Consider the following 21,800-nt stretch of genomic DNA (forward strand, 5'->3'; position numbering starts at 1 on the left):
TCCGCGCGGCATGCACCGCTCTCCTCGAGGTCTCTCTTTTCTTCCTAGTGGAGGCAGCATGCCCAACCCTGCGAGACCCGAGCCCCGGTGGCGCCGACGGATTGCCGTATCGGCGGTGCTCGGATGCGCCGGGCTGCTGGTCAGCAGCTCGATGACGATCACCGCACACGCCGCCGGGACAGACGGCGGCACTCCGGGGACGATCGCGCCCCGTGCGACCACCGTGGAGCAGCCTGTCTTCTCCATACCCGGCCGCTCGACGAGCGCGAACAAGGAGGACCGGGGCCCGGCCCTGGCCGCCGCCGTAACGCCCGCTCAGCGGGCCGACTTCGACAACGACGGAGTGGGCGATCTCGCGTACCGCATGATCTCCGGCGAGGTGTGGACCAACTGGGGACCCGACGGAGCGGCCGCCATCGCGAGGGCCGACTCCCAGGTCAAGGACCTGATGCTGCCGGGCGACCTCACCGGGGACGGCAGGGCCGATCTGCTGACTCTGACGGCCACCGGCTCGCTCCGGCTGCACAACGGTGAATTCGCCACATACGAGGGCGGCCTCACCGGGTACACCACGCTCAGCAGCGGCTGGCAGGCCTACGACAAGCTCGTCGTTCCCGGGGACCTGTCCGGTGACGGCAAGCCCGACCTGCTCGCGCGCAGCACCACGGGTCTCTTCCTCTTCCCCGGCACCGGCACCGGCTTCGGCCAGGGCCTCAAGATCGGCGGGGCGGGCTGGAGCCAGTTCGACCAGCTGGTCGGCGCGGACGATCTCACCGGAGACGGCCTCGCCGATCTGGTGACCCGCAACTCCTCCGGTCTGTACGTCTACCCCGGGAACGGAAGCAGCACCGGCTATCCGTTCAAGGAGCGGATCCAGATCGGCGGCGCGGGCTGGCTGCAGTACAACCACCTCGTCGGCGGCACCGACTACAACGGCAACGGCACGGCGGACCTCGCTGCCCGCTCTTACGACGGCACGCTGTACTTCTACGACGGCAAGGGCACCGGCACCTTCCAGGACCGGGCAGCCGTCGGCACGGGCTGGGGCGTGGTGACCCAGATGGCAGGCGCGGGCAACCGGCCCGCCTTCGGCAAGCAGGGCGTCTTCGCCCGCACGAGCGACGGCACCCTGTACTACTACGACGGCACCGGCACCGGCCGGCTGACGGCGAAGTACCTGATCGGCACCGGTTGGACCCGCTCCGAGGTCCGGCTCACCCACGCGGCGTCGCTCCGGGCCGACGGTCTGTCGGATCTGATCGCACACAGCACGTACGACGGTCGCCTGTACAACACCGCGAACTATGCCTCGTCCGACGATTTCCTCGCTGGTGGCTCGAAGCTGTACAACCTGATCGTCGGACCCGGCGACCTGAACGGCGACGGCAAGGGCGACCTGATCGCCCGCAGCTCGACCGCGCTGTACTTCTACGCGGGCAACGGCGACGGGCTCTCCATGAGGGGCCGCCTCCAGGTCGGGGGCAGCGGCTGGAGCCAGTACAACAAACTGGTGGGCGCCGGTGACTACAACCTCGACGGGCGAGCCGACCTGATCGCCCGCAGCTCCGCCGGCCTCTTCTTCTACCCCGGCACCGGAAAGGCGGGCAGCCCGTTCGGTGCACGGATCCAGGTAGGGGGCGCGGGCTGGAGCCAGTACACCAACCTCGCGGCGCCGGGCGACATCAACGGTGACGGCATCGCCGACCTGCTGACGTCCAACTCGGCGGGCCAGCTGTTCTTCTACGCCGGCACCGGCAAGGCATCGGCGCCGTTCAAGGCGCGGGTACAGATCGGCACCGGCGGCTGGAATCAGTACCCCGACCTGCTCTGATCGGCACGGTGCGACCGAACGCCGCACCACCGGGTGATCCGGGCGTCCCGTCCCGCCGACCAGGCGGGGCGGGGCGCCCGGGCCGGACACAGGCAGCCGGAAACATGCAGAAGAAGGCGGGCGACAGCGCTGCCGCGGCCCTGCAACGCGGCCTGCCGGAGCCGTGGAACCCGCCGCCCACTCGACGCGACAGCCGGGCCACCGGCCTGCCCGGACGCCGACAACTTCCGCCACCTGCGACCACGAAGGGCCCGTCAGCAAACTGACGGGCCCTCATGAGCGATCGGGGCTAGCCTCCGAAGCGGAGCTTGTACTGCGCCTTGCCCTTCGGGAAGTCGTCCATCGTCCCGCCGCCCCAGTCGTGGTTGAAATACGCCTGATACTTCGAGTCCTGGACCAGCTCGGCCATCCGGTCGATGAAGTAGGGCGAGTCGCCGCCCCCCGCATAGTCGTCACCCTTCAGGTACAGGCCCCATTCCGGGTAGGACTTGGGCTTGTTGTGGGCGGCGGCAAATGCCTTGAACTCGTTCACCCCCATGGTGGTGGTGAGAGTGTGGTTCCACCGCTGAGCCGGCGTAGCGCCCGGGTGCTGCCACCACACGTCGTAGATGTTCAATCCAACGATGTCGACGTAGGAGTCGCCGGGGTACAGCGTCTCGAATGACGTGACCTTGCCCGAGGGACCGACGGCCATGTTGTAGTCGAACTGGAAAGCCGCTCCGGTACGAGCACGCATGAGAGTGACCACGCGTCGGAACATCGCCCGGTAGGCCGCCGGGTCGTCAGTACCCTGCCACGGTCCGATGATCTTGTTATTGCCCTCGTACCCAAGGCGTACGACCGAGTTGCCCAAGCCGTTCTTGACCATCAGGTCGGCGAGGCCTTGGAACTGGCTGTCGTACTTACCGGCGAGCCCGTCCGCGAAGTTGCCGCCCTTGGGCAACATGTGCAGACCGAGCACGAACTGCCGATCGGCCGCGGCCTTCTTCCAGTCACCCCAGTACTTGAACGCGTACTGATTCCATTTGGTGTTCTCGGACGGGTCGGCATAGTCGGTCGCGTGAACCGGCGACCGGCTGAGCCAGGTCTGGAAGTTGTTCAGCTCAGCGGTTTTCCCGGGGCCGACATAGACACCCAGGCGGGACGAGGTGACGACACCCTCGGACGGCACGGCCATGAGCGACAGGGTAACCGCCGCCATCGCCAATATGGTCGCCAGTTTTCGCTTCATCCTCGCCCTTCCTCACCGACTTGCCGATTTACCGCATTGCCGCATTGCCGTGCATTGCCGCATTGCCGTGCGTTGCCGCATTGCCGACCAGGCTTCCGGGACCGGACTGTGCCTGAGTCACCCCCGGTCGCCCCGCGGCCCCGTCATTCTTAGGAGGGCTGCGCGCACAGGGCAACAAAAGATCGCTACTAGGTGACTTCGTAGAGGAAAGGGACCTTGCTCCGGGCTCGCAGGCATGCTGTCCGGCCCCAGAAGTTCCCGGAAGGAACCCGTGTCACCGCCGGAGCATCCTCGTCGCTTGCGGGGCGGCGGAAACGCCGAGCGGGCCGAATGCCGCGTCGGCCACACACAAGGCATGTCCGTTATGACCTCTTTGTGCCGATACGCCCTCGGGGCCTGCTGCTAACAGGCATCGTTGTAGCGGCAGGCGGCATGGCGCATGTCACATCACCCAAGACCCCGGAGCCGCGCGTGACCGGCAGGACCGTGAAGACTCCGGAGAACCGTCCGTCGACTGATCGCTGCCTCCGGGCTGCCCACCCCCGGCCCACCGAGGCAGGCGCAGCAGTCGCGTCAACCGCGTCGCACGGGGCAGCACCACGGCGCTGGTCAGCGGCGAGAGCCGCTGCGCGATCCGGTGCGGGGCACTCCTGCAGGCGGCGGCCGAGACCGCGACGGCGAATGCCCTCAGTTCACAGCGCGCAACTGATCCAGCTCGCCGCTGATCGCCTCGCGCAGCGGGTCGTGCCGCGGACCGAGGACGAACTGCTTGTCGCTCCATCTGTCGCGCGGATAGAGCCACACCGGCACGCGCACAAGGTCGGCGGGCTCCCATGCGTATCGCGGCCATACATGCGCATGCAGGAAGCCGTCGGCATTGCCGAGGATCTCGAGATTGACCCGCCGGAAGGCCGCGTCCCGCTTTCGGCAGGCACGCTCTACCGCCTCCGCGAGTTGCTCCATGTCGGACAGGAACGCCAGCCGCTTGGTCCTCGGGAGGTCCGACAGCCTCTCCACGTCCGGATCATCCACCAGCAGCACGGAATAGCCCGGAAGGAACTGCACGTCACCGATCACCGCGAACCCGGCGTCCAAACGGCGCAGTACGGTCGGGTTCTCACCCCTGCGAGCGCTGCCTATCCGGTCCGCCCGCCAGTCGTCAACCATCGCCGCAAATTACCGGGCCGCGATCATCCGCGTCTCAGCCGGCGCCTCGACCACGTGGCAGCTCGGGTGTCGCAGCCGGCGGAGAGTGGGGACGGGGTCAGCGGCGCACTGCTTTGTTCAGTCGGGCCCGGCTTCCCTCCGCACCCGAGCCCGGTTGACGAGCCACGTGCCGAGACCGACCAGCACGGCCGCCCCGAATCCATACACAGGCAGCCACATGGTCGTGGTGGCAGCCAGGCATTCGGAAACGGCGTCGTGGCTCTGGAGTTCCTGGGCGTATGCCAAGGCGGTACGGTCGCGACCGGCCAGATCTGCCAGCGCGGCCTCCACACGTACGCTCTCGTACTTGCCCAGCTCGCGACACTCGCTGCGGGTGCCTGGCATCGGAAACAACCACGCCCAGCGCTGCAGCATCGGAGCCAGCGTGATCGCGATGCACAGGCCCACAACCACCGAATATGCCAGCAGGTTCAGAAGGTAGGCGGAGCGGAAGCCTGGCATCAGCGCCGGAAGACGATAGAAGCAGAAGATCAACGCAAGAAGCGTCACTCCGATGTACGTGGCGAACCACTGCCAGGAACCCTGTGCGAGTGCGGCCGTCAGAACGGCGGCGAACGCGATGCCGATGACCCCCGGCTGTGGGGGTGCACTGTTGCCGCCCTTACCGACGGTTTTCCGAGCTCCCTGGGGGCTGACGTCGTCCACCGGTCTCTCCCGCCTGCTTCAGAGGCCCACCAGTGTGCGCAAGGAACACGCGACGGGCAGCGGTCGGCCGGTCGAGCCGCGGAAGCTCTGCCGCTCATTCACCCGTGTCGCCGACTCGGCCGGTCTGCGCGTCATCCGCACGGCGCCCGGCGCGGCTGTGCAACGCTCACCCGCCCGGGCGGGCGCGGTCGTGGCACGGCCTCGTTCGTCAACCGCGACCCAGCCTGGGGCGCGCACCCACGCGCCCCGGCATGGCCAGTTCGGCCCGCAGCGCGTCCTCCAGCACCGAAAGGCCGTCCTCCACTCCCTTGAGCGGCCATTCGTCCGTCGCTGAGGTGCCCTCGAAGATCACGGGCTGAACACTCAGGAGGGCACGGTGCACATCACTCACAGCGGAGCGAACCTCGTCGCCGGCTATCAGGGACGCCTCGACGATCCACTTGTAGGCGGCCGACCGATTGTCGAACAGCTTGCCGTCATCCTCGCCCTTCAAGACGAAGGCAAGAGAGTCGTGCCAGCCGTACAGAGTGATCAAGAGGTCCCTGTACAGGCCCTTCTTGTCATCCAGGGGAAGATCCAGGTTGGTGGAATCTCATGACTCAAGTGAACCGGCAGGCCGGACGGTTGCCGACTGCCTCGACCGATCGGGGCGCCCTGTGATTGCCGACGGTCAGCTCCGCGGCCGTACGGGGCGCCCGGATCTCCGTACCCCTTCCTCGTTCACTCCGTGTCACCTCTTCCGGCTGTCGGCCGACGAACGCGGCAAACCTTCGATCGGCACGGCTGGGCCTCGCCCGGAACCGCCGGGGCGTCCAGTGTCGGGACGACCGCTCAGATCCGGCCATGCAGACCTCTTGACGGCTGACCAAAACCCGCCAGTAACATGCGGTCACCCACAGGGCACCGGTGCCCTTCAGCCAGCGGCACACGCTCGTACGCTGCACAGTCGCTCCCGTGATCCGGGAGTCCGATTCCCGTTCGTCGACGGACCTCTCTCCCTTTTCAGTCATGCCGTCCCCTGCGGCAGACACCCCCATTCGTTCGTCCCCACCCGCCGTGAGGTCCCATGAACAAGAACCTGTGCGTCGCCGTGCCGGCCGCCGCTCTGCTCCTGGTGCTCGGCCAGGCGCCGGCCGACGCGGCCGCTCCGGCCGGCTACCGCCCGACGAGCAATCCGATCATCTTCGTCCACGGCTACAACTCCAGCGGCTCCATCTGGAACACCATGGCCGGCCGATTCCGGAACGACGGGTGGCCCGCCAGTCACCTGAAGCAGTGGAGCTACGACTGGCGGCAGTCCAACGCCACCACGGCGCACCAGCTCGCCGCCGAGATCGACAGCCTTCTCGCCGCCACCGGCGCATCCCAGGTGGACGTCATCACGCACTCCATGGGTGGGCTTTCCTCCCGCTACTACGCCAAGAACCTCGGCGGCAGCTCGAAGATCGACGCCTGGGTGTCCCTCGCGGGCCCCAACCACGGCACCGACTGGGCCAACTCGTGCAACGACGCGTCCTGTTACGAGATGCGCATCGGTTCCACTTTCCTGGCCGACCTCAACTCGGCGGACGAGACGCCCGGCACAGCCCGCTACGCCACCTGGTGGTCCCCGTGCGACACGGTCATCAACCCTGACAGCAGTGTGTCCCTGTCCGGAGCGACCAACACCAGGACCGCATGCCTGGGCCACAACGCTGTCACCACGGACAGCACCGTCTACGCCCAGACGCGGGACATGGCCGACAGCTAGCAGGACAGGTCGGCAGAGGTCCTGCACTGCTCAACCCTGCTCTCCCTTCGGGGAGCAGGGGGCCGTTCGTGCGAGCACGAAGCCACCGGCCTTCATGGGCTGATTGCACTCGGGCAGGCCGGGGCGTCGTTGGTCAAGCGGCGCACCCTGATGGAGACCGGTTCGTCCCGAAGCAACTCGGATGAGGGCTCTGCCTTGGGATGGTGTGCCTCTCACGTGGGGGGGGTGGTCCGCAGCCGTCCACGCTTGTTCGCGGGTGTGCATCGGCGTTGTCACGCAGTTGGAAGCTCAGCGAGGGCAACCGTTCACCGCCCTGGCCTTGACGGTCAACTCCGCTTGGGGGGCTGGGCTTTCCAAGCGAAGGCGTCCGCTGTTCGGGTAGCCAGCGATCCGGTCCGCCAAGAGTCAGTGATCTCGGTCCAGCCGTGGAGGTAGGCGCTGCGCGCGCCGTGCTCGGCTGCTTGATCGTAGAAGAGGCTGAACCTGTAGACCTTGCCGTCATCGGAGATGACTTGGCCATCCTCGTGATCGGGGCCCTCCTGCAAGAGGTCGACGACAATCGTCCGGTCTGGATCCAGCCCCTGGCCTTTCAGAAGCTCCCGCAACCGGCTCCACAGGTCGTAGTCGCTGGTCCGCAGGAGGTCGGTGTACTGAACGACGATGCTTGACACCATGAACGTCATGATCGGACTTGCAACCGGTATTGGGAAGCAACGGGCCTCGTCGTAGCTGTACGGCGCTGCTGTACACCTGCGGTGCCCCGGTGTTCTTGCCGCTCCGGCGAGGCATCCCGCGACAGATCACCCAGCCGTTTCTTCCAGATCCTGCCGGATCCGCGTGGCGCTGGCCTGCCGTGACTGTGTGGCACGGCACTACGCTCTCGGGCGTGAACAGCCTGAGTTGGAGAGTGCTGATAGGCGTGGCGGCTGCCAGTGCGTTGTGCTGGGGGGTGGCTGGGGCCGTACATCTGGGTTTCGTGCGCCACCTCAATGGGCGGCGGACGGACTCTTGGAGCCTTCCCGAGGGAGGAGGGTGGTACGAGCTCGCGTGCGTGGCTGGTGGGATCGTGACGATGTACTCCGTTCCTGGACTGCTGCGCCGCAAGGAGTGGTGGCCGTCGCTGAGTCTGAGCTTCGGAACCGCGGTGGGCGTGGTTTCGGTGCTGACGCTGGGGCATGGGCAGAGGTACTGGGTCGCCGGCGTCGTCATGGTCCTCGTAGGCATCGCGGCGCCCGTGGTGAACCTGCGGTGGGGACGTCACCGCCCGATCCAGGCGATCAGGCCGAAGCGAGGGCGTCAAGGCCGGCGCCGCGCTCTGAGCTTGGGAAGCTGCGGACATCGAGGGCTCGTCGTAGGCGCTGACCCTGCTCGAACGGCCGGTTCGCGACTGTTCGCTCCATGAGGCGCTGGACGTCTTTGCTGCCCGATACGAGGTGCTGCGCGTCGAGCGTCCTGATGACTTCGTGTGCAGTCGTGACGAGTACGGGGTCGGTTTCTACTCGTGAGGATCGGCCACCGATGGGGCGTTGCCGCTGACCGCCTCGATGCGAACTATCGGCAGTTCGGCCGCTGAGGTCTTTCCGGTGTGGTTACGCAGCCTAGTGCGGTCGACCAGGATCATCCGGGAGCGGCACGGTTGCTGTACTTCGCTGCTGTACGCCTTATGCCTGGGTCGCCAGTCGGGACGGTGGACACCGTCGGCCGCTCTCTGGCCAGTCGATCCACTGCCGTCAGAGGTTCCGTGCAAGATGGCCTGTCACTGGCAAGCCCTATCGTCGGCGCCATGGGTGATCACTTCCAGACCATCGTTGACCTCGATGCCACGCCTGCCGAGGCTTCGGCGCTCGCAGTCCGCGCCCTCGATTGGCTCGTTCGAGAGGGGATCGTGCTCGCCAAACGGACTGACTGCGTGCTTGGAGCACGGTTGGGAAACCCACCCGGCGAGCACTGGGCGAAGGCAGTCAGCGAGCCGGACTGGGAGCCGACGGACGGCCTCAAGATTGAGACTGGACGCGCGGTTTTCCATGGTGGACAGGGCGATGCGCAGTACGCGACCTGCCCGCGGTGCGCCAGCCGGACCTACTTCTACACCGAAACCTGGGACAGCATAGAGGGGGCCAGCGAAGCGTTCGATGGTGCCTTCAACGCCTGGCGCAAGACCGGAGAGGCGACCGTCACGTGCCAGCACTGCGGGTCGGCCTCTGACCTCCGCGCCTGGACGTGGGCTGACGACTACTTCGCGTTCGCCTACCTTGGCTTCGAGTTCTGGAACTGGCCCGAGTTCGCCCCTCAGTTTCTGGCTGACTTCGCCCAAGTGCTCGACGGACACCGAGTAGTGCGCGTCTGGGGAAAGCTATGAGGACCGGAGTTCACGCCAGAAGCCGAAGAAGTGAAGGGCCGGGTCCCTGACCTGCGGCCGTGTAGTTTCGATCAACGCTGCAACCTACGACTTAGCTGTCGGTGGTTGTCAGCGTTGGTCGTCGTTGAGCACCCTTCGACGGCCCCGAGACGGCCCGAGGTGCTTCTAGAACTGATCTCGCCACCATGGGTCGTCGAGAGAATCAGAGCGGATGACCTTGGCTCGTCGGAGAATCTTGGAATCGAGAGACCGCACAAGCTCGCGCAGCTCTCTTGCCGACTTCTTGGGGAGGGCATGCATGATCTTTTCGAGGTGATCGCGAAAGTAGCTCGGATGGTCACAGCACCCAGGGATCCCATCACCCGGCCGGAGCGAGGGGGTCGGTGATCCTCTTCAGTGGGCCGTGAGCCAAAGCTGCCCAGTGCCAGAAGGCTTCAGCCGTGTCGCCTGGCCAGGAGCGAGTGCGTTCGAGCTTGCGGATGTGAGCTTGACACGCCCCGGAGAGCCTGTTGATCGGCGGATACGGATGGCGGAGGTAGTGCCTGCGAAGGCGGACGGGGAGGTCCTTCCGCACGGCGGATGGGCGCCTACGCGGCGTTGCCCCTTCGGTTGTAAGTCATGGTGACAAAGGTACCGTCGGCTACGCGGATGATCTAGAGCCGGTGCACGGGCACGCGGTCGGTGGAGTCTCAATGGTCGAGTCAAGCGCGGCCGGCCTGCTCTGGAGCACGAGTTCGGAAGACGCCGGATGCGGATGGCTGTTGACCTGCGAAGTTCTTGACCTGGCGCTGGAGCGCGCTCGGCGCCGTCGTTCCCCGTGAGTCCCCTCTGAGTCCCGCAGGACCGGGCACGCAGCGGGCACAGCTCCGGAGCGATTGCGTCTGCTGACTACGTCGGTGGGCTCAACCGCTGTCACCACTGACTGGTATCAATGGGCCGCATGAATCCTGAGCAGGCAGATCCTAATGACCTCGCGGCGCTCCGTGCGGCCTTCACTGTCGACGACGGCGGTCAGTCCGCGCTGAGCTGGGAAGCAGTGCGCGCCTTCGAAGCAGAGCACGGCATAGTTCTACCGGAGCCATATCGGACCTGCGTTGCGGAGATCACCGACGGGTCGTACTCCGGTCCGCCGGACTACGGGTTGGTGGGCCTGGCAGAGCTGCCCAATGACTGGGGGGTCGACCGGCCGGAACGTGACCTGAGCCAGCCCTTCCCCCTCACCTCGCAGTGGCTGTGGGAAGAGGACGACTCAGAGCCGTCGGAGGAAACCGATCTGATCCTGAACCGAGTATCCGATCACGGGTCAATCGTCCTCGGAACGGACGGATGCGGCATGTACTGGCACCTCATCGTCACCGGCCCGCATCGTGGACACGTCTGGGTGATCACCGGGGAAGGTGCCACTCCGTTCGGAGCCGAGTTCGGGTACACCACGGCTGAGCCGGGATTCGCTGGGTGGGTTAAGCACTGGGCCGCCAACAAGCCCTGGTTTGACGCTGCGTGACAGGCGCACGAGCGGTCGGGGTAGCGACTTTGGTCTTGAGCTGCTTTGGCGCGAGTGATCCTGGCCCCCCGTAAGCTTCCGGCGCGTCGGGCAGTCTGTGGACCTGCCCGTTAAAGCACGACCTTGGGGCCATGATCTTCGAGGCTCGCGCCAAAGTGGCTGACCAAAGTCGTGGAGCCGACCGCCCCAGCCACGACGTGTTCTGACCTCATGCTCTGTGTGCCTGCCTCTTGGGCGGGAGCGGGCGGCCGGCGGTGCCGAGCGGGGCGGAGACATGAGCGCGGGCGCCGACGGACGCCCGCGCCCGCCCGGAGGAGCGAAGCGACGACGGGCGACAAGGTCCTCTTCGGGGTATACGCCGACGCCTGGTTCAAGGAGCGCGACTACGCGGCGACCACCCGCGAACGCAACGGCAGTGCGCTGCGCCTCCACATCCTGCCGACCTCGGCGAACGTAGTCCTGAGTGAGATCACGACGCCCCAGATCCGCCGCTGGCGTGCCGGCCTTCTGGAGTCCGGTGTCGGGGAGCCGACGGTCGCCAAGGCATCCTCCGGGCCGTCATGAACACCGCGGTCGATGACGAGTTGATCCAGCGCAACCCCTGCCGGATCAAGGGCGCGGGTGCGGCAAGGACTGCGGAACGGCCGTTCCTCGACGTCTCCGAGGTCTTCCAGCTCGCCGACGCCGTGCCGTCCCGCTTCCGGGTGTTCATCCTCCTCGCCGCCTTCACCGGGCTCTGCTTCGGGGAACTGGCCGCGCTCCAGCATCATGACATCAACCTCGAACGGCGAACCGTCGCCGTGCGGCGTGTCCTGGCAGAGACGCGGACGGACGGCATCCTGTTGAAGACGCCCAAGAGCGCGGCCGGTCTGCGCACCGTTGCCTTCCCGGCTTCGCTGACGGAGGACCTGGCGGCTCATCTCGACCTGTACGCCGAGCCGGGCCGCACCGGGCTGGTGTTCACAGGGGCGCGGGGCGGGCGGCTTCGTCGGAACAACTTCCGCCGACTGTGGCTGCGGGCCCTGGAGACGACCGGCCTCGGAGACGTGCACTTCCACGATCTGCGCCACACCGGGAACACCCTCGCCGCGACCAGCGGCGCCACGACGCGTGAGCTGATGCAGCGGATGGGCCACTCCTCTGTGCGGGCCGCGCTGATCTATCAGCACCTGGTGAACGGCCGTGACCACGCCATCGCCGCACACGTCGACGAGCAGATCAGGAAGGTCCGGCCGGCAGAGTCCGACGAGGCATCTGGCACGTAACTGGTACGACGCCTCTCCCCCGCCTCCACGGCTGAGAAACGAACAAGGCCCAGGCTTCCGGTTCAGTACCGGTGACCTGGGCCTTCGTCGTGCTTCCTGCTGGTGGGCGCGGACGGTTTCGAACCGCCGACATCTGCTTTGTAAGTTCGCCTGAAGGCGGCTGAGCACCCTGGCGGCCTCGGCGACGGCTGCCGCCTATAGCCCTCCGAGACTGCCTCTGTGCGCCGACGTTGATGTCAGCAATGGATGTCAGATCACGGGTCCGGCATCTGCTCGTCAGCCGCCCTGCGTGGTCGTGCGATGGCTTCCGCGGCACGCCTGTCAGCCGCATGCTTTCGCTCGATGGAGGCCCGCAGCTCCGCAGGGGTCGGCCATGGTGCACGCCGGTGGATCATTCGATGGCAGTTGGCACATATGAGGGCGAGATCGCTGAGCATGGTCCGCCCCTCCCCCGCTACATGGAGCGGAAGGACGTGATGGCACTCGATGTACCCGGCGCCACGGTCCCCGTAGACCGCCTCGAAGTCGAAACCGCACGCCTCGCAAGCGAGCCGTCCGCCGCGCTGAAGAACAGAAGTGATCTTCTTTTTGCGCAGGCCCTTGTTCCGTTCACGCGCCCTGTGCCGGCGCATGAGCAACCGCCCTTCGGGCGCGCTGTAGTCGTCGAACTCCTCGTCCTCAGTCGGCGCGAGGGACTGCAGTTCGCCCGTCGCGATGCCCTGGCGGATGAGTCGCGCGGCCTCGGTCATCTCCTCCGGCCGGGCAAGGAACTCGTGCAGCACCGCGACATCAAGCGCGCCGCCGTTGGTGGGCTTCCCCTGGTACTCCGGATGCCGGGTAGCGATGTCGAACGTCTTGCGAGCGACACCGTTGGGGTTGCGGAACTTCTCGTTGCGCTCCGCTTCAGCATGGATCGGAAGCAGCTGGAGCAGGGCAGACAGCTCCACCACTCGACTGTCCTGGGCGTCCAACCCCTTCCAGCCGTTCTCCATCACCAGCTGGCAGGCGAGGATGATCTCGTCGCGCGCCCAATCCGGGTTCTTGATGGCCTTGACTTGGAAGCCCGCTCGCTTGAGCCATGCCGCGGCGTGGTCCTTGCCCCCGCTGAACTCGTCCGGCGCGAGGGCCCGCCCCTGGGCCCACTTGTGCGCCACCCCGGCGACCGCCTTGGAGTCGTACTCCTTCCCTTCGTGCACCAGAACGTACGACCGTGCCTCCCCGAAGCCGTAGTTCGCTAGAAAGGCATCGCGCCCCAACTCATCATGCTCCGCAACTGCCTTGAGCACGGACTCACGTGTGATCGCGCCTCTACGCATGTCAGAAGCGTACGGCCAAGCACCGTCATCGCCATAAGCATCCGCCATGTGGAGAACAGACATACATTGTCGCGTATGACCGCTAAATCCCGACGCGATCAGGCGGGTGAGTCCCCTTTGGGCAATGCGCCTCCCACCAGCCGCGATGGCACGCTGCTGCATATGTAACGTGGTCAGGCGGCCCAGAGTGGGTGTCGTTGGGCTCCGAGCGGTGGGGGCCTTAAGGCTGCAAACCGTGCGCTTGCTTACGGAAAGAGGCCCTGCGCTCCAGGTGAGCCTGTCATCATGACTGCACCATCCATGAAGGGGCGTCCCTGTGGCCGATTCATCGCCACCCTGGTACGTGAAGAGTGTTCGCGTAGAGGGCCTAGCCGGGCGAAAAGAGACGTACGAGCAGGAGCTAAACACTGACGTTAACATCTTCTTCGGCCTGAACGGTAGCGGGAAGACCACGCTACTGCGCATCATTCACTGCGCGCTGAACGAGGAAGTGGTTCCTTTGATTGGCGCACCTTTTCGTAGCGCCACGGTGGAGATAGCGCTACCTGAGCGCGAAATGATCGCCGTCCGCAGTTTCGTAATGCCAGGTGACATAGATATCGAGAATGCTGTAAAAAGAGCTCTTCCTCCGAGCATGCGCAACCGTCCTGCGGCCCGCCTGAATCCCCGTGTCGAGCGATACGTGCAAGAGATGTTCTCATGGGACACCAGCCTCGTGTACATGGGAAGTGAGCCAAGCGACACCGAGAATTTTGCCTTGCTGGGTGATTTTCCGCACCGCTACCTGCCGACCTCTCGCATCTTTGACGCGCGAGACATTTCAAACGAAATGGGGGACAGGAATCTGGACGACTATTTCGCCGACTCAATTCAGCGACTGTGGTCCAGTTACTCCACCGAGGTTCTGGCAGCGGTGCGCCAAGCCCAAGAGGACGGTTTGGGGCGAATCCTGACGGGAGTCATCTCCGCCGAACAATCTACAGTCGACGAATGGGAATTGGATTACGACAAGGCTTTCGCTCGCGTAACGAACTTTCTGAAGAGGCGTGGAGCTCATCACCAGGTGCTCGACAGACAAGGGTTTCTTAACCGGTTCGATACAGACCTGGCATTTAAGCGAGTAGTTCTAGACATCAACGAAGTCGAAGAGCGAATCGAAAATGCACTAGAACCGCGCACGAAGCTTCAAAAGCTCGTTTCCCGCCTAATCTCTGGGCCTAAGCAGATCGACTTCCTCGACACACAAATCCGGGCCGTCGCGTCGGACAAGAAGGAGATCTCCCTGGAGAAGCTTTCATCTGGAGAGCGTCAGCTGATCCGAATCCTCGTAGAGGCACTCTCTGCGGGCGGCCGCCCCCTCATCATCGATGAGCCGGAACTCTCCATGCATATTGATTGGCAGCAAGTCCTTATCGAGTCAGTCCAAACAATCGATGAGAACGCGCAGGTCATCACCGCAACGCACTCCCCTGAGATCATGGCCGACATCGCTGACGAAAAGATCTTTCGACTTTGAGACTTCAGCACTCGCTGGGCGGGAAGCTCAGGCAAATGCAAATGTCAAAGATACCGTTCTTTGCCTTTGTGGAGGGGATGAACGTTGACGGATACGTCCATGGAACTAACTGCGACCGGGCCCTGACCCCTCTAGACGTCGACTACAAGCTCTCGCCGGCCGATGAGCTGCCGGGTACCGGTGGTGGAAAAACCCGACTGAGGTCCTACTACTCGCATCTCGCGGAGAACGGTTCCCTTGCCACGAATTTCAAAGGCAAGGTCACCATTGTCCTTTTCTTTATGGACAAGGATATCGACGATCAAGTAGGACTGCTCATAAACTCGCCACACGTTCTATATACTTGGTTCTACGATGTAGAAAATCATGTATTCCACGAGGGGGATGTTGCAGAGGCGGTTAGTTCGAGTTGCAGCCTAGCTCCCAACTGGTGCCGACGGGAGTTCTCAGGTCGTGGCTCTTGGCAGCAGGCTGCGGCTCAATTGTGGTTGGAGTGGGTGCGGCTGTGTTTCGCAGCCAAGTCACTCAAGATAACTGGTGCAGCGAATTACGGGAGGTACTCTGCGGTGAATCCGACGCCTCACCTCTCGGCAGACTCTGCGCAAGTGGCAGCATTTTCGGCTAAGTTGAAGTCCGACGCCCTGCAGGCCGGAATCTCGGAAAGGCAATGGAACGAGACTCGCGCCTTCGTCGATGCGGAATACTTGTCGGGACATTGGGATCGTGTTTTCAAGGGAAAGTGGTACGCCCACATCCTCTCGTCTCAAGTGCTCGCAAACTCCCCCAATAAAATTGACTCGAAGCACCTAGCCGCATCGTTGGTCAAGCATGTTGCAGCTACGATGAAGTTCGATAGCAAATGGTCACTGGCCATGCAGCAGAAGATTCGCGAACTTGCCATCTTGCACGGGTTGTCCGCCACACCTATGACGAAGTCATAGGTCGGTGGAGCGGCTTTGGGCGGGAGCTGCCATGGGGTGAGAGATCGGGGCCCGTAAGCTTGCCGCGACTCGGGCAGTCTATGGACCTGCCCGCTAAAGCCCGATGTGGGCCCCGATCTTCGAGGCTCGCCCCATGGTGGCTGCCTAAAGCCGTGGAGCCGACCGCCCCAGCCCCGTCCCGGCCTCGTTCTCACCTCGGGCAAGACGTCTCGCTCTAGCCGCGCGGCCGGCGGAGCCGGGGCCCGGAGCGGGGCGGAGACAGGAGCGTCGGGGCCCGGCGCTGGAGCCGGGGCCGCGCGCGGCGAGCGGAGCGAGCCGCCTTGATCGAGTAGAGAAACTCTTACCGCGCTGCTCCCATGGCCTGCCGTCGGTCTGTCGGCCTGTCCGTCTGCTGCGTTACGGTGCTGGTCATGCCTTCTGCGCTGGATACGCCCCAGGGAGCGGCCGAGCTGGCCGAGTCGTTGTTGCCACCGCTCGGGAACCGTTGGCTGCATACTCAGGCGGTCGCAGCTCGGGCTGTCGAAGCCTCGGAGGCTCTGCCCGAGAACGAACGGGACCTCCTCGTCGCCGCGGCCTGGCTCCATGACATCGGGTATGCACCCAAGCTGCGTGACACCGGATTCCACCCGCTCGACGGTGCCCGGCATCTGGCCTCGCTCGATGCGCCTGATCGTCTGGTGCGGCTCGTCGCCCATCACTCCGGCGCGGTGTACGAAGCAGAGCAACGCGGGCTCTCGGCTGAGCTGGCCGTGTACGAGCGGGAAGACTCCCCGGTCCTGGACGCGCTGATCTTCGCCGACATGACCACTGGTCCCGCCGGGCAGCGCTTCGACTTCGATAGGCGCATTGACGAGATCCTGGTTCGCTACGAGCCCGGCAGCGAAGTGCACAACGCGATCAGCAAAGCCCGGCCGTACCTCGGGGCCGCTGTCGAGCGGACTCTCGCACGGCTCGGCGCTCAGCCGATGTAGGGCGTCGTTTCGCCGGAGAGTCCGCGATCGATCCGCATCCGCATCGACGGATGGATGTTCAGCTCGTCGAGCCGGTCCGGCCGGACGAAGGCGACTTCCTTGCTCTCGCTGCTGGTGCGCAATTCTCCGCCGATGATCTTCGCGGTGAAGCAGATCGAGAACTGTTGCCGTACCTCGCCGTCGTCGTACGCCATGACGTGCGCCGGGTTGGTGTACAGGCCGACCAGACCGGTCACCTCGACCTCGAACCCGGTCTCTTCCTTCGTCTCACGTACCGCGGCGTCTGCGGCAGACTCGCCAACATCGACGCCGCCGCCGGGCAGGGCCCACAGATCGTTGTCGGTCTTGTGGATCAGTAGCACTTCGCCGGCCTCATTGAGGGCAACGGCGGTGACGGACGGGACGATGCTGTTCGCCTTCGGAGCGTTCGGATCGTTGAAGTAGTCGATGCGGGCCATGACTCCAGCGTCGCATGCCCGTCACCGACTGCGGTTACGACGGGGTGCCCTGCTCCCAGGCGTAGTCGAAGCTCTTCATGTAGTGGCGGAACGTCCGGGCCCCGGGGATGTACCGGAAGTGCAGGACCGGGTTCTGTCCGGCCGGTGCACCGAGAACGTGTGGGTTCACCAGGACGTCGTCGTCGAACCGGTAGATGGAGTTGTAGAGGATCGTGTCGTGGAGCCGGACCTCGACGCCCGGTGTCCTGGTTGCTGGTTCGAGGTAGCGGCGGGTGATCCGTGCTCGGGCGGCAAGGTCGCTCCCGATGCCCTCTTCCTCGCCACGCTGCCGAACCATGTCCGATTCGGGGTCACCGAGGAGTACCCGGACCTGGGCCCCTGCCTTGGCCTTGTCGGCGAGCTGGTCCGGCAGATCGGGGTGGCTGTCGAAGAGGAACAGGCCCGCGTACACGAGGATCTCGACCTGGCTGGACGCCTGCTCGATCAGCGACGACCAGAGGGCGGCCGGCACTGCCCCGCGATGCGGGTAGTACGTCACCAGTTCCGAAGTGCTGGCCGTCTCCGCCTGCTTCGTCACCGCGGGCCAAAGGTATACCTCGTCCACGCCGAGGAAGCTGGACGCCTTCCACCGGTGACCTCGGTGTGGCGTGCGGTCCGTCGTGATCCAACGCTCGACGCTCTTGGGGTCCACTCCGACGTGCTGCGCGACCGACTGAACGGTCTCGCCCTTCGCCGAAATCGTCGCGCGCAGACGCTCGTTCGCCATCTCGGTATCGCCCTCACCTGGGGGACGCTAGGGACGTTTTGACGATAGCTCAGACGTCCCCAAACGTCCATACGGGCCGTGATGTGTCCATCACTTGCTGCGGTCTCCTGATTTCACCGCCCGATACGGCGGCCCGAATCACCCTCAACTACAGGAGACAAGACGATGCGTCAGATTCCCGTCGACACCACCGGCGCCGTCGTGATGGTGGCCCAGCCCCCGCAGCCGAAGATTGCCAACCGTCAGACCGGAGAGGTCGCCACTGACCGGGACACCGGTGCACCGCTGATGACGGTCGACGTCATGTTCGTCATGAACGGCAACGCCGAGATCCTGAGCCTGACCGTTCCGGAGACCGGGTTCACCGGCGAACTCATCACCGGCACCCCGGTCGGCCTCACTGGCGTGGTGGCCCGGCCATGGGAGAACGAGTTCAACGGCCAGAAGCGCCACGGCATCAGCTTCCGCGCGATCGCCGTCACCTCCCTGGCCGCGGACGCCGGCAAGCCGAAGGCGGCCTGATCGTGACCGGGACAGCGATCGGCCTGCTGGTCGTCGTCGGGCTGGCGCTGCTGCTCAAGTGGCGCCGCCCCGCCTGGTACTGGCTCGCCTTCGGCATCGCCCTCGCTGCCGTTCGGGTCCTGATCCGGTACTCCTTGGTCATGGACGCCTGCGGGCTCACGGTCCCGCCGTCCCGGCTGCGGTTGGCCTGGGCCCGCATCGCCCACCGGCCCATCCCTGCCCCCCGGCCGCCGCGCATCCTGAGCCTGCGCCCGACCCGCACCGGACTGGTGCTGCGGCTGGGACTCCGGCCCGGTCAGGACGCCTTCGACTTCGCCGCCTCCACCGACCGGCTGCGACACTCGTTCACCATGCAGGGCGTCACCTCCCGCGAGATCAAGTCGGGTGTCGTCGAGCTGCGGATGACCGGATACGACGTGCTCAAGCGGGTGCAGATGCCCGCGAGGGTCATCCGTGAAGGCCTACGCATCCCCGTCGCCCTGCGGGAGGACGGGGAGGTCCACTACCGCGACTACCGCCAGGTCCCACACGCCCTCAACCTCGGTGCCACCGAGTCAGGAAAGTCCGTCTATCAGCGGCAGTTGGTCAAGGAACTCGCCGCACTCGACGTCGCCCTGGTCGGCATCGACTGCAAGGAAGGAGTAGAGCTCTACCCGCTCGCCCGACGCTTCTCCGCGCTCGCCGACAACGCCGACGACGCTGCCGACCTGCTTGACGTTCTCGTGGACAGAATGGCCACGACGTACCGGATCGTCCGTCGCGAGCAGCGCATCAGCTCGGACGTCCCGGACGCAGAGATCACCGCCGACATCTGGGGCCTGCCGGATCACCTGCGCCCGACTCCGATCGTGCTCCTGGTCGACGAGGTGGCCGAACTGTCGCTGTTCGCCAACGCGGCAGAGAAGAAGCGGCGCGAACGGATCGTCACCGCACTGGTCCGGCTCGTCCAGCTCGGCCGGGCTGCCGGCATCTACGTCGAAATCTGCGGGCAGCGCTTCGGCTCCGAACTCGGCGACGGAATCACCATGCTCCGCGCCCAGCTCACCGGCCGTACGGCACACCGGGTCAACGATGAAGCCTCCGCCAAGATGGCGTTCGGTGACATCTCCCCGGACGCCGTGGTTGCCGCCACCCAGATTCCCGCGAACCGCCCCGGCACCGCCGTCGCCGGTGACTCGACCGGCGGCTGGGTCCGCATCCGCACCCCATTCACCTCGCTGCGCCAGGCCGTGAACGTCTGCAACGCCAACGCCCACCGCACGCCGGACCTGCCGGAGCTGACTCCGTTCCGGCCGCTGCCCCCCACGGTCTCGCTGGTGAAGATCCCGGCCCCGACCGAGGCGCCCGCCTCCGTCTGACTCGCCCCGTACGCCGGTCGGCGCGACCGTCTCGCGCCAGCTCCCTACCCCCGCCATGCCCAAAACGCCCTGCAAAGGAGGTGAAGACATGACCCGCTCACTGCGCATCGATGCCGTCCTGGTGCAAGCCGTGATCGCCGGGGCCCTGTCCTTCGCCCACCTGCACGACCTCGCCGCCGCCGCCGGACAGACCGGATGGAAGGCATGGGCCTACCCGGTCTCCGTCGACCTGCTCCTGGTCGCCGCCTGGCGACGGCTGCGCAACGACGGCCCATCCCGGCTCGCCTGGTGCTGGTTCCTCATCGCCCTGGTCGCCTCGCTCGGCGCGAACGTCGCCACCGCCGGATTCCTCGACCTCCAGCACCCGCCCGCCTGGCTGCGCTTCGGCATCGCCGGATGGCCCGCCCTCGCCTTCCTCGGCGGCACCCTCCTCGCCCACTCACCCGCCGCGACCAACAACGACCCCGAATCGGAGCCCGCGCCCGAGCCGGTCGAGGTTGGGCCGGCCGAACCCGCCCCCACCTCTGAGCCCGAACCGGTCGAACCTTCGGAGCCTGCTCCGGCCCTGACCGCCGCTGAGCCTGCTGCCGCTCCGGCTCCGCCGGTCCCGGCCGCGCTGGTCGACCACGCCCGCAAGGTCGCCGACGACCACCACGCCCGTACCGGCACACCGATCGACACCGAGACCTTGCGCACCCGCCTCGGCGTCCCGGCCCCGATGGCCGACGCCATCGCCGCCCAACTCGCCTGATCAGAAGGGACAACCCGCCATGTCTGCCCGCGACTTCTTCCACTCCGTGATGCGGATCGGCCCGGTTCAGGTCGGCACCCACCGCGACCGGCGCGGCCGTACCAAGCACGCCGCCGTCTGCACTGCCGACCGCTGCGGCTGGTCCTCGGACTACACCAGCCGCTCGGCCGCCACTCTCGCCGCGCGCACCCACCGCTGCCGCATCGCCTGACAGGAGACCAACCGATGAACGTCGAACTCCCGCTGATCCTCGTCATCGCCGTCTTCGGCTACTTCGGCATCCGGCTCTTCCGCCCGCCGACCTGGCTGATCGTCGTGCTCCTCCTCGGCGGCTTCCTCCTCGCCGACACCTTCCTGGCACCCGCCATCGAGTCCGGCACCCGCACGGGCGTCGACGTCGTCAACGAAACCCAGAAGTAAGCGAAGGGAGACCGTCATGCTCCGCCCGCGCATCCCCACCATGCCGACCCCGACCGGCATCCTCACACCGCTCGCCGTCCAGCCGACCCGCATCGAGCAGCAGCATTCCGCTCCGGCCTGCACCTGCCGGCACACCCCGCCCGCTGCTCACGTGCCTGCGCCCGCCCCGGCTCGGCCCGCCGTCCAGATGACTCCGGGCACCCTCCTCGCCCTGGTCGCCGGTGGTGCCGGAGTCGTGCTCGTCGTCGGCGCGGTCCTGGTCTCGATGCTCCTGGCGGTCGCCGTCACCGCGGCTTCGGTCGCGGTCTGCGCGCTCGTCGTCCGCTCACTGCTCAACAACCCGCGCAAGCGCTTCTGACCGGCCCCGGGGCGGTCGTCAACGGCCAAGTCACCGCCGCCCCGGAGCCGCATCCCAACCCATCCCGAAGGACAGGAAGGAACACCCATCATGGCCCAGCCCACCACCACCGTGCGGGTCTGCTCGAACTGCGACGGCTTCCCCACCGTCCGCGTCACCCTCGGCGGCCGCGACCGGCACGGCAACCTGCGCACCATCACCGTCCACTGCCCGGCCTGCCACGGCACCGGCACCCGCCCCGTCCGCACCGCCCAGCTGGTCGGAGGCCGAGCATGAACGACATCACCGTCACCGCGCATCTGACCACCGACACCCGCACGCGCGTCGTCGTCTTCGCGGACCACGACTTCGTCAGCCTCCGCATCGGCGGCGGGACCGTCGACGTCGCGCTCATCGCCCCCGCCGGCACCGCCGACATCCTGCGCGCCATCTCCGCCGCCGCCGACCAGGCCGCCCGCGAACTCGACACCCTGCCGGACCTCGACGAGGAGCGCGCGTGACCCACACCGCCACCGCGGCGGGCCTGGACCCGGCCACCCTCGAGGATGTCCTCCGGGTGGCCGGGTCCCCCGGCTTCGACCGCTGGAAAGACCAGGTGCACCGCACCGGCG

General features: G+C 66.1%; 25 protein-coding genes. 17 read left to right on the forward strand and 8 right to left on the reverse strand.

Annotation, left to right across the window (positions count from 1 at the left end; translation table 11 throughout):
• Positions 1–58: 58 nt before the first annotated feature.
• On the forward strand, positions 59–1,831 hold the full coding sequence (locus IE198_RS33185; RefSeq protein WP_189893451.1) for an FG-GAP repeat domain-containing protein: 1,773 nt from the start codon (positions 59–61) through the stop codon (positions 1,829–1,831).
• A 289-nt stretch (positions 1,832–2,120) separates the two neighbouring features.
• Here the strand turns inward: IE198_RS33185 and IE198_RS33190 are convergent, their stop codons facing one another.
• The 4 genes from IE198_RS33190 to IE198_RS33205 form a co-directional block, all read right to left on the reverse strand.
• Positions 2,121–3,062 carry a glycosyl hydrolase gene (locus tag IE198_RS33190; protein WP_189893453.1) on the reverse strand — a complete coding sequence of 314 codons (942 nt, stop codon included), beginning with the start codon at positions 3,060–3,062 and terminating at the stop codon, positions 2,121–2,123.
• 687 nt (positions 3,063–3,749) lie between these two features.
• The gene (locus IE198_RS33195) at positions 3,750–4,229 is read right to left on the reverse strand and encodes an HIT family protein (RefSeq protein ID WP_189893455.1); all 480 of its coding nucleotides are present in this window, start codon (positions 4,227–4,229) and stop codon (positions 3,750–3,752) included.
• A gap of 117 nt (positions 4,230–4,346) precedes the next feature.
• Positions 4,347–4,934, reverse strand: coding sequence for a hypothetical protein (locus tag IE198_RS33200; protein WP_229834770.1), 588 nt, complete (start codon positions 4,932–4,934; stop codon positions 4,347–4,349).
• 208 nt (positions 4,935–5,142) lie between these two features.
• Positions 5,143–5,469 (reverse strand): hypothetical protein, encoded by a 327-nt coding sequence (locus IE198_RS33205; protein ID WP_189893457.1) that lies wholly within the window; start codon positions 5,467–5,469, stop codon positions 5,143–5,145.
• Positions 5,470–6,000: 531 nt separating this feature from the next.
• Between IE198_RS33205 and IE198_RS33210 the strand changes: the two genes are divergently transcribed.
• Positions 6,001–6,684, forward strand: coding sequence for an esterase/lipase family protein (locus IE198_RS33210; RefSeq protein WP_189893459.1), 684 nt, complete (start codon positions 6,001–6,003; stop codon positions 6,682–6,684).
• A gap of 326 nt (positions 6,685–7,010) precedes the next feature.
• Here IE198_RS33210 and IE198_RS33215 read toward each other — a convergent pair whose 3' ends face one another.
• Positions 7,011–7,367: a hypothetical protein gene (locus tag IE198_RS33215; RefSeq protein ID WP_189893461.1), complete on the reverse strand. Its 357-nt coding sequence runs from the start codon at positions 7,365–7,367 to the stop codon at positions 7,011–7,013.
• Positions 7,368–8,467: 1,100 nt separating this feature from the next.
• On the opposite strand from IE198_RS33215, the gene IE198_RS33220 reads away from it, so the two are divergent.
• The 4 genes from IE198_RS33220 (at position 8,468) to IE198_RS33230 (ending at position 11,812) form a co-directional block, all read left to right on the forward strand.
• Positions 8,468–9,043 carry a hypothetical protein gene (locus IE198_RS33220; protein ID WP_189893463.1) on the forward strand — a complete coding sequence of 192 codons (576 nt, stop codon included), beginning with the start codon at positions 8,468–8,470 and terminating at the stop codon, positions 9,041–9,043.
• 940 nt (positions 9,044–9,983) lie between these two features.
• Positions 9,984–10,547: an SMI1/KNR4 family protein gene (locus IE198_RS33225; RefSeq protein WP_189893465.1), complete on the forward strand. Its 564-nt coding sequence runs from the start codon at positions 9,984–9,986 to the stop codon at positions 10,545–10,547.
• 210 nt (positions 10,548–10,757) lie between these two features.
• Complete coding sequence (locus IE198_RS35945) at positions 10,758–11,111, forward strand: tyrosine-type recombinase/integrase (protein WP_229834774.1); 354 nt, start codon at positions 10,758–10,760, stop codon at positions 11,109–11,111.
• On the forward strand, positions 11,108–11,812 hold the full coding sequence (locus IE198_RS33230) for a site-specific integrase (protein WP_229834775.1): 705 nt from the start codon (positions 11,108–11,110) through the stop codon (positions 11,810–11,812). The genes IE198_RS35945 and IE198_RS33230 overlap by 4 nt, the downstream gene beginning before the upstream one ends.
• A gap of 254 nt (positions 11,813–12,066) precedes the next feature.
• On the opposite strand, the gene IE198_RS33235 is transcribed toward IE198_RS33230, so the two are convergent.
• On the reverse strand, positions 12,067–13,128 hold the full coding sequence (locus IE198_RS33235; RefSeq protein WP_189893503.1) for an HNH endonuclease: 1,062 nt from the start codon (positions 13,126–13,128) through the stop codon (positions 12,067–12,069).
• A 316-nt stretch (positions 13,129–13,444) separates the two neighbouring features.
• Here IE198_RS33235 and IE198_RS33240 point away from each other — a divergent pair, with 316 nt between their 5' ends.
• The 3 genes from IE198_RS33240 to IE198_RS33250 all read left to right on the forward strand — a co-directional run bounded on the left by IE198_RS33240 (position 13,445) and on the right by IE198_RS33250 (position 16,556).
• Positions 13,445–14,644 (forward strand): AAA family ATPase, encoded by a 1,200-nt coding sequence (locus IE198_RS33240; RefSeq protein WP_189893467.1) that lies wholly within the window; start codon positions 13,445–13,447, stop codon positions 14,642–14,644.
• Between the two features lie 41 nt (positions 14,645–14,685).
• On the forward strand, positions 14,686–15,585 hold the full coding sequence (locus IE198_RS33245; RefSeq protein WP_189893469.1) for a hypothetical protein: 900 nt from the start codon (positions 14,686–14,688) through the stop codon (positions 15,583–15,585).
• A 410-nt stretch (positions 15,586–15,995) separates the two neighbouring features.
• On the forward strand, positions 15,996–16,556 hold the full coding sequence (locus IE198_RS33250) for an HD domain-containing protein (protein ID WP_189893471.1): 561 nt from the start codon (positions 15,996–15,998) through the stop codon (positions 16,554–16,556).
• Here IE198_RS33250 and IE198_RS33255 read toward each other — a convergent pair.
• Together IE198_RS33255 and IE198_RS33260 are read right to left on the reverse strand one after the other, a co-directional pair.
• A complete protein-coding gene (locus tag IE198_RS33255) occupies positions 16,544–17,014 on the reverse strand; it encodes an NUDIX hydrolase (RefSeq protein ID WP_189893473.1) in 471 nt (156 codons plus the stop codon). The two genes, IE198_RS33250 and IE198_RS33255, sit on opposite strands and share 13 nt — an antisense overlap.
• Positions 17,015–17,048: 34 nt before the next feature.
• Positions 17,049–17,780, reverse strand: a complete 732-nt coding sequence (locus IE198_RS33260) for an XRE family transcriptional regulator (protein ID WP_189893475.1) — start codon at positions 17,778–17,780, stop codon at positions 17,049–17,051.
• 165 nt (positions 17,781–17,945) lie between these two features.
• Here IE198_RS33260 and IE198_RS33265 point away from each other — a divergent pair, with 165 nt between their 5' ends.
• The 8 genes from IE198_RS33265 to IE198_RS33300 all read left to right on the forward strand — a co-directional run bounded on the left by IE198_RS33265 (position 17,946) and on the right by IE198_RS33300 (position 21,689).
• Positions 17,946–18,302, forward strand: a complete 357-nt coding sequence (locus tag IE198_RS33265) for an SCO3933 family regulatory protein (protein ID WP_189893477.1) — start codon at positions 17,946–17,948, stop codon at positions 18,300–18,302.
• 2 nt (positions 18,303–18,304) lie between these two features.
• Complete coding sequence (locus tag IE198_RS33270) at positions 18,305–19,660, forward strand: FtsK/SpoIIIE domain-containing protein (RefSeq protein WP_189893479.1); 1,356 nt, start codon at positions 18,305–18,307, stop codon at positions 19,658–19,660.
• An 88-nt stretch (positions 19,661–19,748) separates the two neighbouring features.
• The gene (locus tag IE198_RS33275; protein ID WP_189893481.1) at positions 19,749–20,411 is read left to right on the forward strand and encodes a DUF2637 domain-containing protein; all 663 of its coding nucleotides are present in this window, start codon (positions 19,749–19,751) and stop codon (positions 20,409–20,411) included.
• Positions 20,412–20,430: 19 nt separating this feature from the next.
• Positions 20,431–20,622 (forward strand): mobile element transfer protein, encoded by a 192-nt coding sequence (locus IE198_RS33280; protein WP_189893483.1) that lies wholly within the window; start codon positions 20,431–20,433, stop codon positions 20,620–20,622.
• Between the two features lie 14 nt (positions 20,623–20,636).
• The gene (locus IE198_RS33285; protein WP_159692395.1) at positions 20,637–20,831 is read left to right on the forward strand and encodes a hypothetical protein; all 195 of its coding nucleotides are present in this window, start codon (positions 20,637–20,639) and stop codon (positions 20,829–20,831) included.
• A gap of 16 nt (positions 20,832–20,847) precedes the next feature.
• Positions 20,848–21,189, forward strand: coding sequence for a SpdD-like protein (locus tag IE198_RS33290; protein ID WP_189893485.1), 342 nt, complete (start codon positions 20,848–20,850; stop codon positions 21,187–21,189).
• Between the two features lie 90 nt (positions 21,190–21,279).
• Complete coding sequence (locus IE198_RS33295) at positions 21,280–21,465, forward strand: hypothetical protein (RefSeq protein WP_189893487.1); 186 nt, start codon at positions 21,280–21,282, stop codon at positions 21,463–21,465.
• On the forward strand, positions 21,462–21,689 hold the full coding sequence (locus IE198_RS33300) for a hypothetical protein (RefSeq protein WP_189893489.1): 228 nt from the start codon (positions 21,462–21,464) through the stop codon (positions 21,687–21,689). The genes IE198_RS33295 and IE198_RS33300 overlap by 4 nt, the downstream gene beginning before the upstream one ends.
• Positions 21,690–21,800: the final 111 nt, after the last annotated feature.

It is taken from the genome of Streptomyces xantholiticus, assembly GCF_014651015.1.
Lineage (GTDB): Bacteria > Actinomycetota > Actinomycetes > Streptomycetales > Streptomycetaceae > Streptomyces > Streptomyces xantholiticus.

Excerpts from the sequence above, each read along its gene's own strand:
- IE198_RS33195 (WP_189893455.1), bottom strand. The coding sequence starts at position 4,229 with ATGGTTGACGACTGGCGGGCGGACCGGATAGGCAGCGCTCGCAGGGGT.
- IE198_RS33245 (WP_189893469.1), top strand. The coding sequence starts at position 14,686 with ATGTCAAAGATACCGTTCTTTGCCTTTGTGGAGGGGATGAACGTTGAC.
- IE198_RS33300 (WP_189893489.1), top strand. The coding sequence starts at position 21,462 with ATGAACGACATCACCGTCACCGCGCATCTGACCACCGACACCCGCACG.
- IE198_RS33250 (WP_189893471.1), top strand. The coding sequence starts at position 15,996 with ATGCCTTCTGCGCTGGATACGCCCCAGGGAGCGGCCGAGCTGGCCGAG.
- IE198_RS33230 (WP_229834775.1), top strand. The coding sequence starts at position 11,108 with ATGAACACCGCGGTCGATGACGAGTTGATCCAGCGCAACCCCTGCCGG.
- IE198_RS33275 (WP_189893481.1), top strand. The coding sequence starts at position 19,749 with ATGACCCGCTCACTGCGCATCGATGCCGTCCTGGTGCAAGCCGTGATC.
- IE198_RS33185 (WP_189893451.1), top strand. The coding sequence starts at position 59 with ATGCCCAACCCTGCGAGACCCGAGCCCCGGTGGCGCCGACGGATTGCC.
- IE198_RS33225 (WP_189893465.1), top strand. The coding sequence starts at position 9,984 with ATGAATCCTGAGCAGGCAGATCCTAATGACCTCGCGGCGCTCCGTGCG.
- IE198_RS33265 (WP_189893477.1), top strand. The coding sequence starts at position 17,946 with ATGCGTCAGATTCCCGTCGACACCACCGGCGCCGTCGTGATGGTGGCC.
- IE198_RS33215 (WP_189893461.1), bottom strand. The coding sequence starts at position 7,367 with ATGACGTTCATGGTGTCAAGCATCGTCGTTCAGTACACCGACCTCCTG.
- IE198_RS33190 (WP_189893453.1), bottom strand. The coding sequence starts at position 3,062 with ATGAAGCGAAAACTGGCGACCATATTGGCGATGGCGGCGGTTACCCTG.
- IE198_RS35945 (WP_229834774.1), top strand. The coding sequence starts at position 10,758 with ATGCTCTGTGTGCCTGCCTCTTGGGCGGGAGCGGGCGGCCGGCGGTGC.
- IE198_RS33295 (WP_189893487.1), top strand. The coding sequence starts at position 21,280 with ATGGCCCAGCCCACCACCACCGTGCGGGTCTGCTCGAACTGCGACGGC.
- IE198_RS33210 (WP_189893459.1), top strand. The coding sequence starts at position 6,001 with ATGAACAAGAACCTGTGCGTCGCCGTGCCGGCCGCCGCTCTGCTCCTG.
- IE198_RS33285 (WP_159692395.1), top strand. The coding sequence starts at position 20,637 with ATGAACGTCGAACTCCCGCTGATCCTCGTCATCGCCGTCTTCGGCTAC.
- IE198_RS33260 (WP_189893475.1), bottom strand. The coding sequence starts at position 17,780 with ATGGCGAACGAGCGTCTGCGCGCGACGATTTCGGCGAAGGGCGAGACC.
- IE198_RS33280 (WP_189893483.1), top strand. The coding sequence starts at position 20,431 with ATGTCTGCCCGCGACTTCTTCCACTCCGTGATGCGGATCGGCCCGGTT.
- IE198_RS33235 (WP_189893503.1), bottom strand. The coding sequence starts at position 13,128 with ATGCGTAGAGGCGCGATCACACGTGAGTCCGTGCTCAAGGCAGTTGCG.
- IE198_RS33255 (WP_189893473.1), bottom strand. The coding sequence starts at position 17,014 with ATGGCCCGCATCGACTACTTCAACGATCCGAACGCTCCGAAGGCGAAC.
- IE198_RS33220 (WP_189893463.1), top strand. The coding sequence starts at position 8,468 with ATGGGTGATCACTTCCAGACCATCGTTGACCTCGATGCCACGCCTGCC.
- IE198_RS33290 (WP_189893485.1), top strand. The coding sequence starts at position 20,848 with ATGCTCCGCCCGCGCATCCCCACCATGCCGACCCCGACCGGCATCCTC.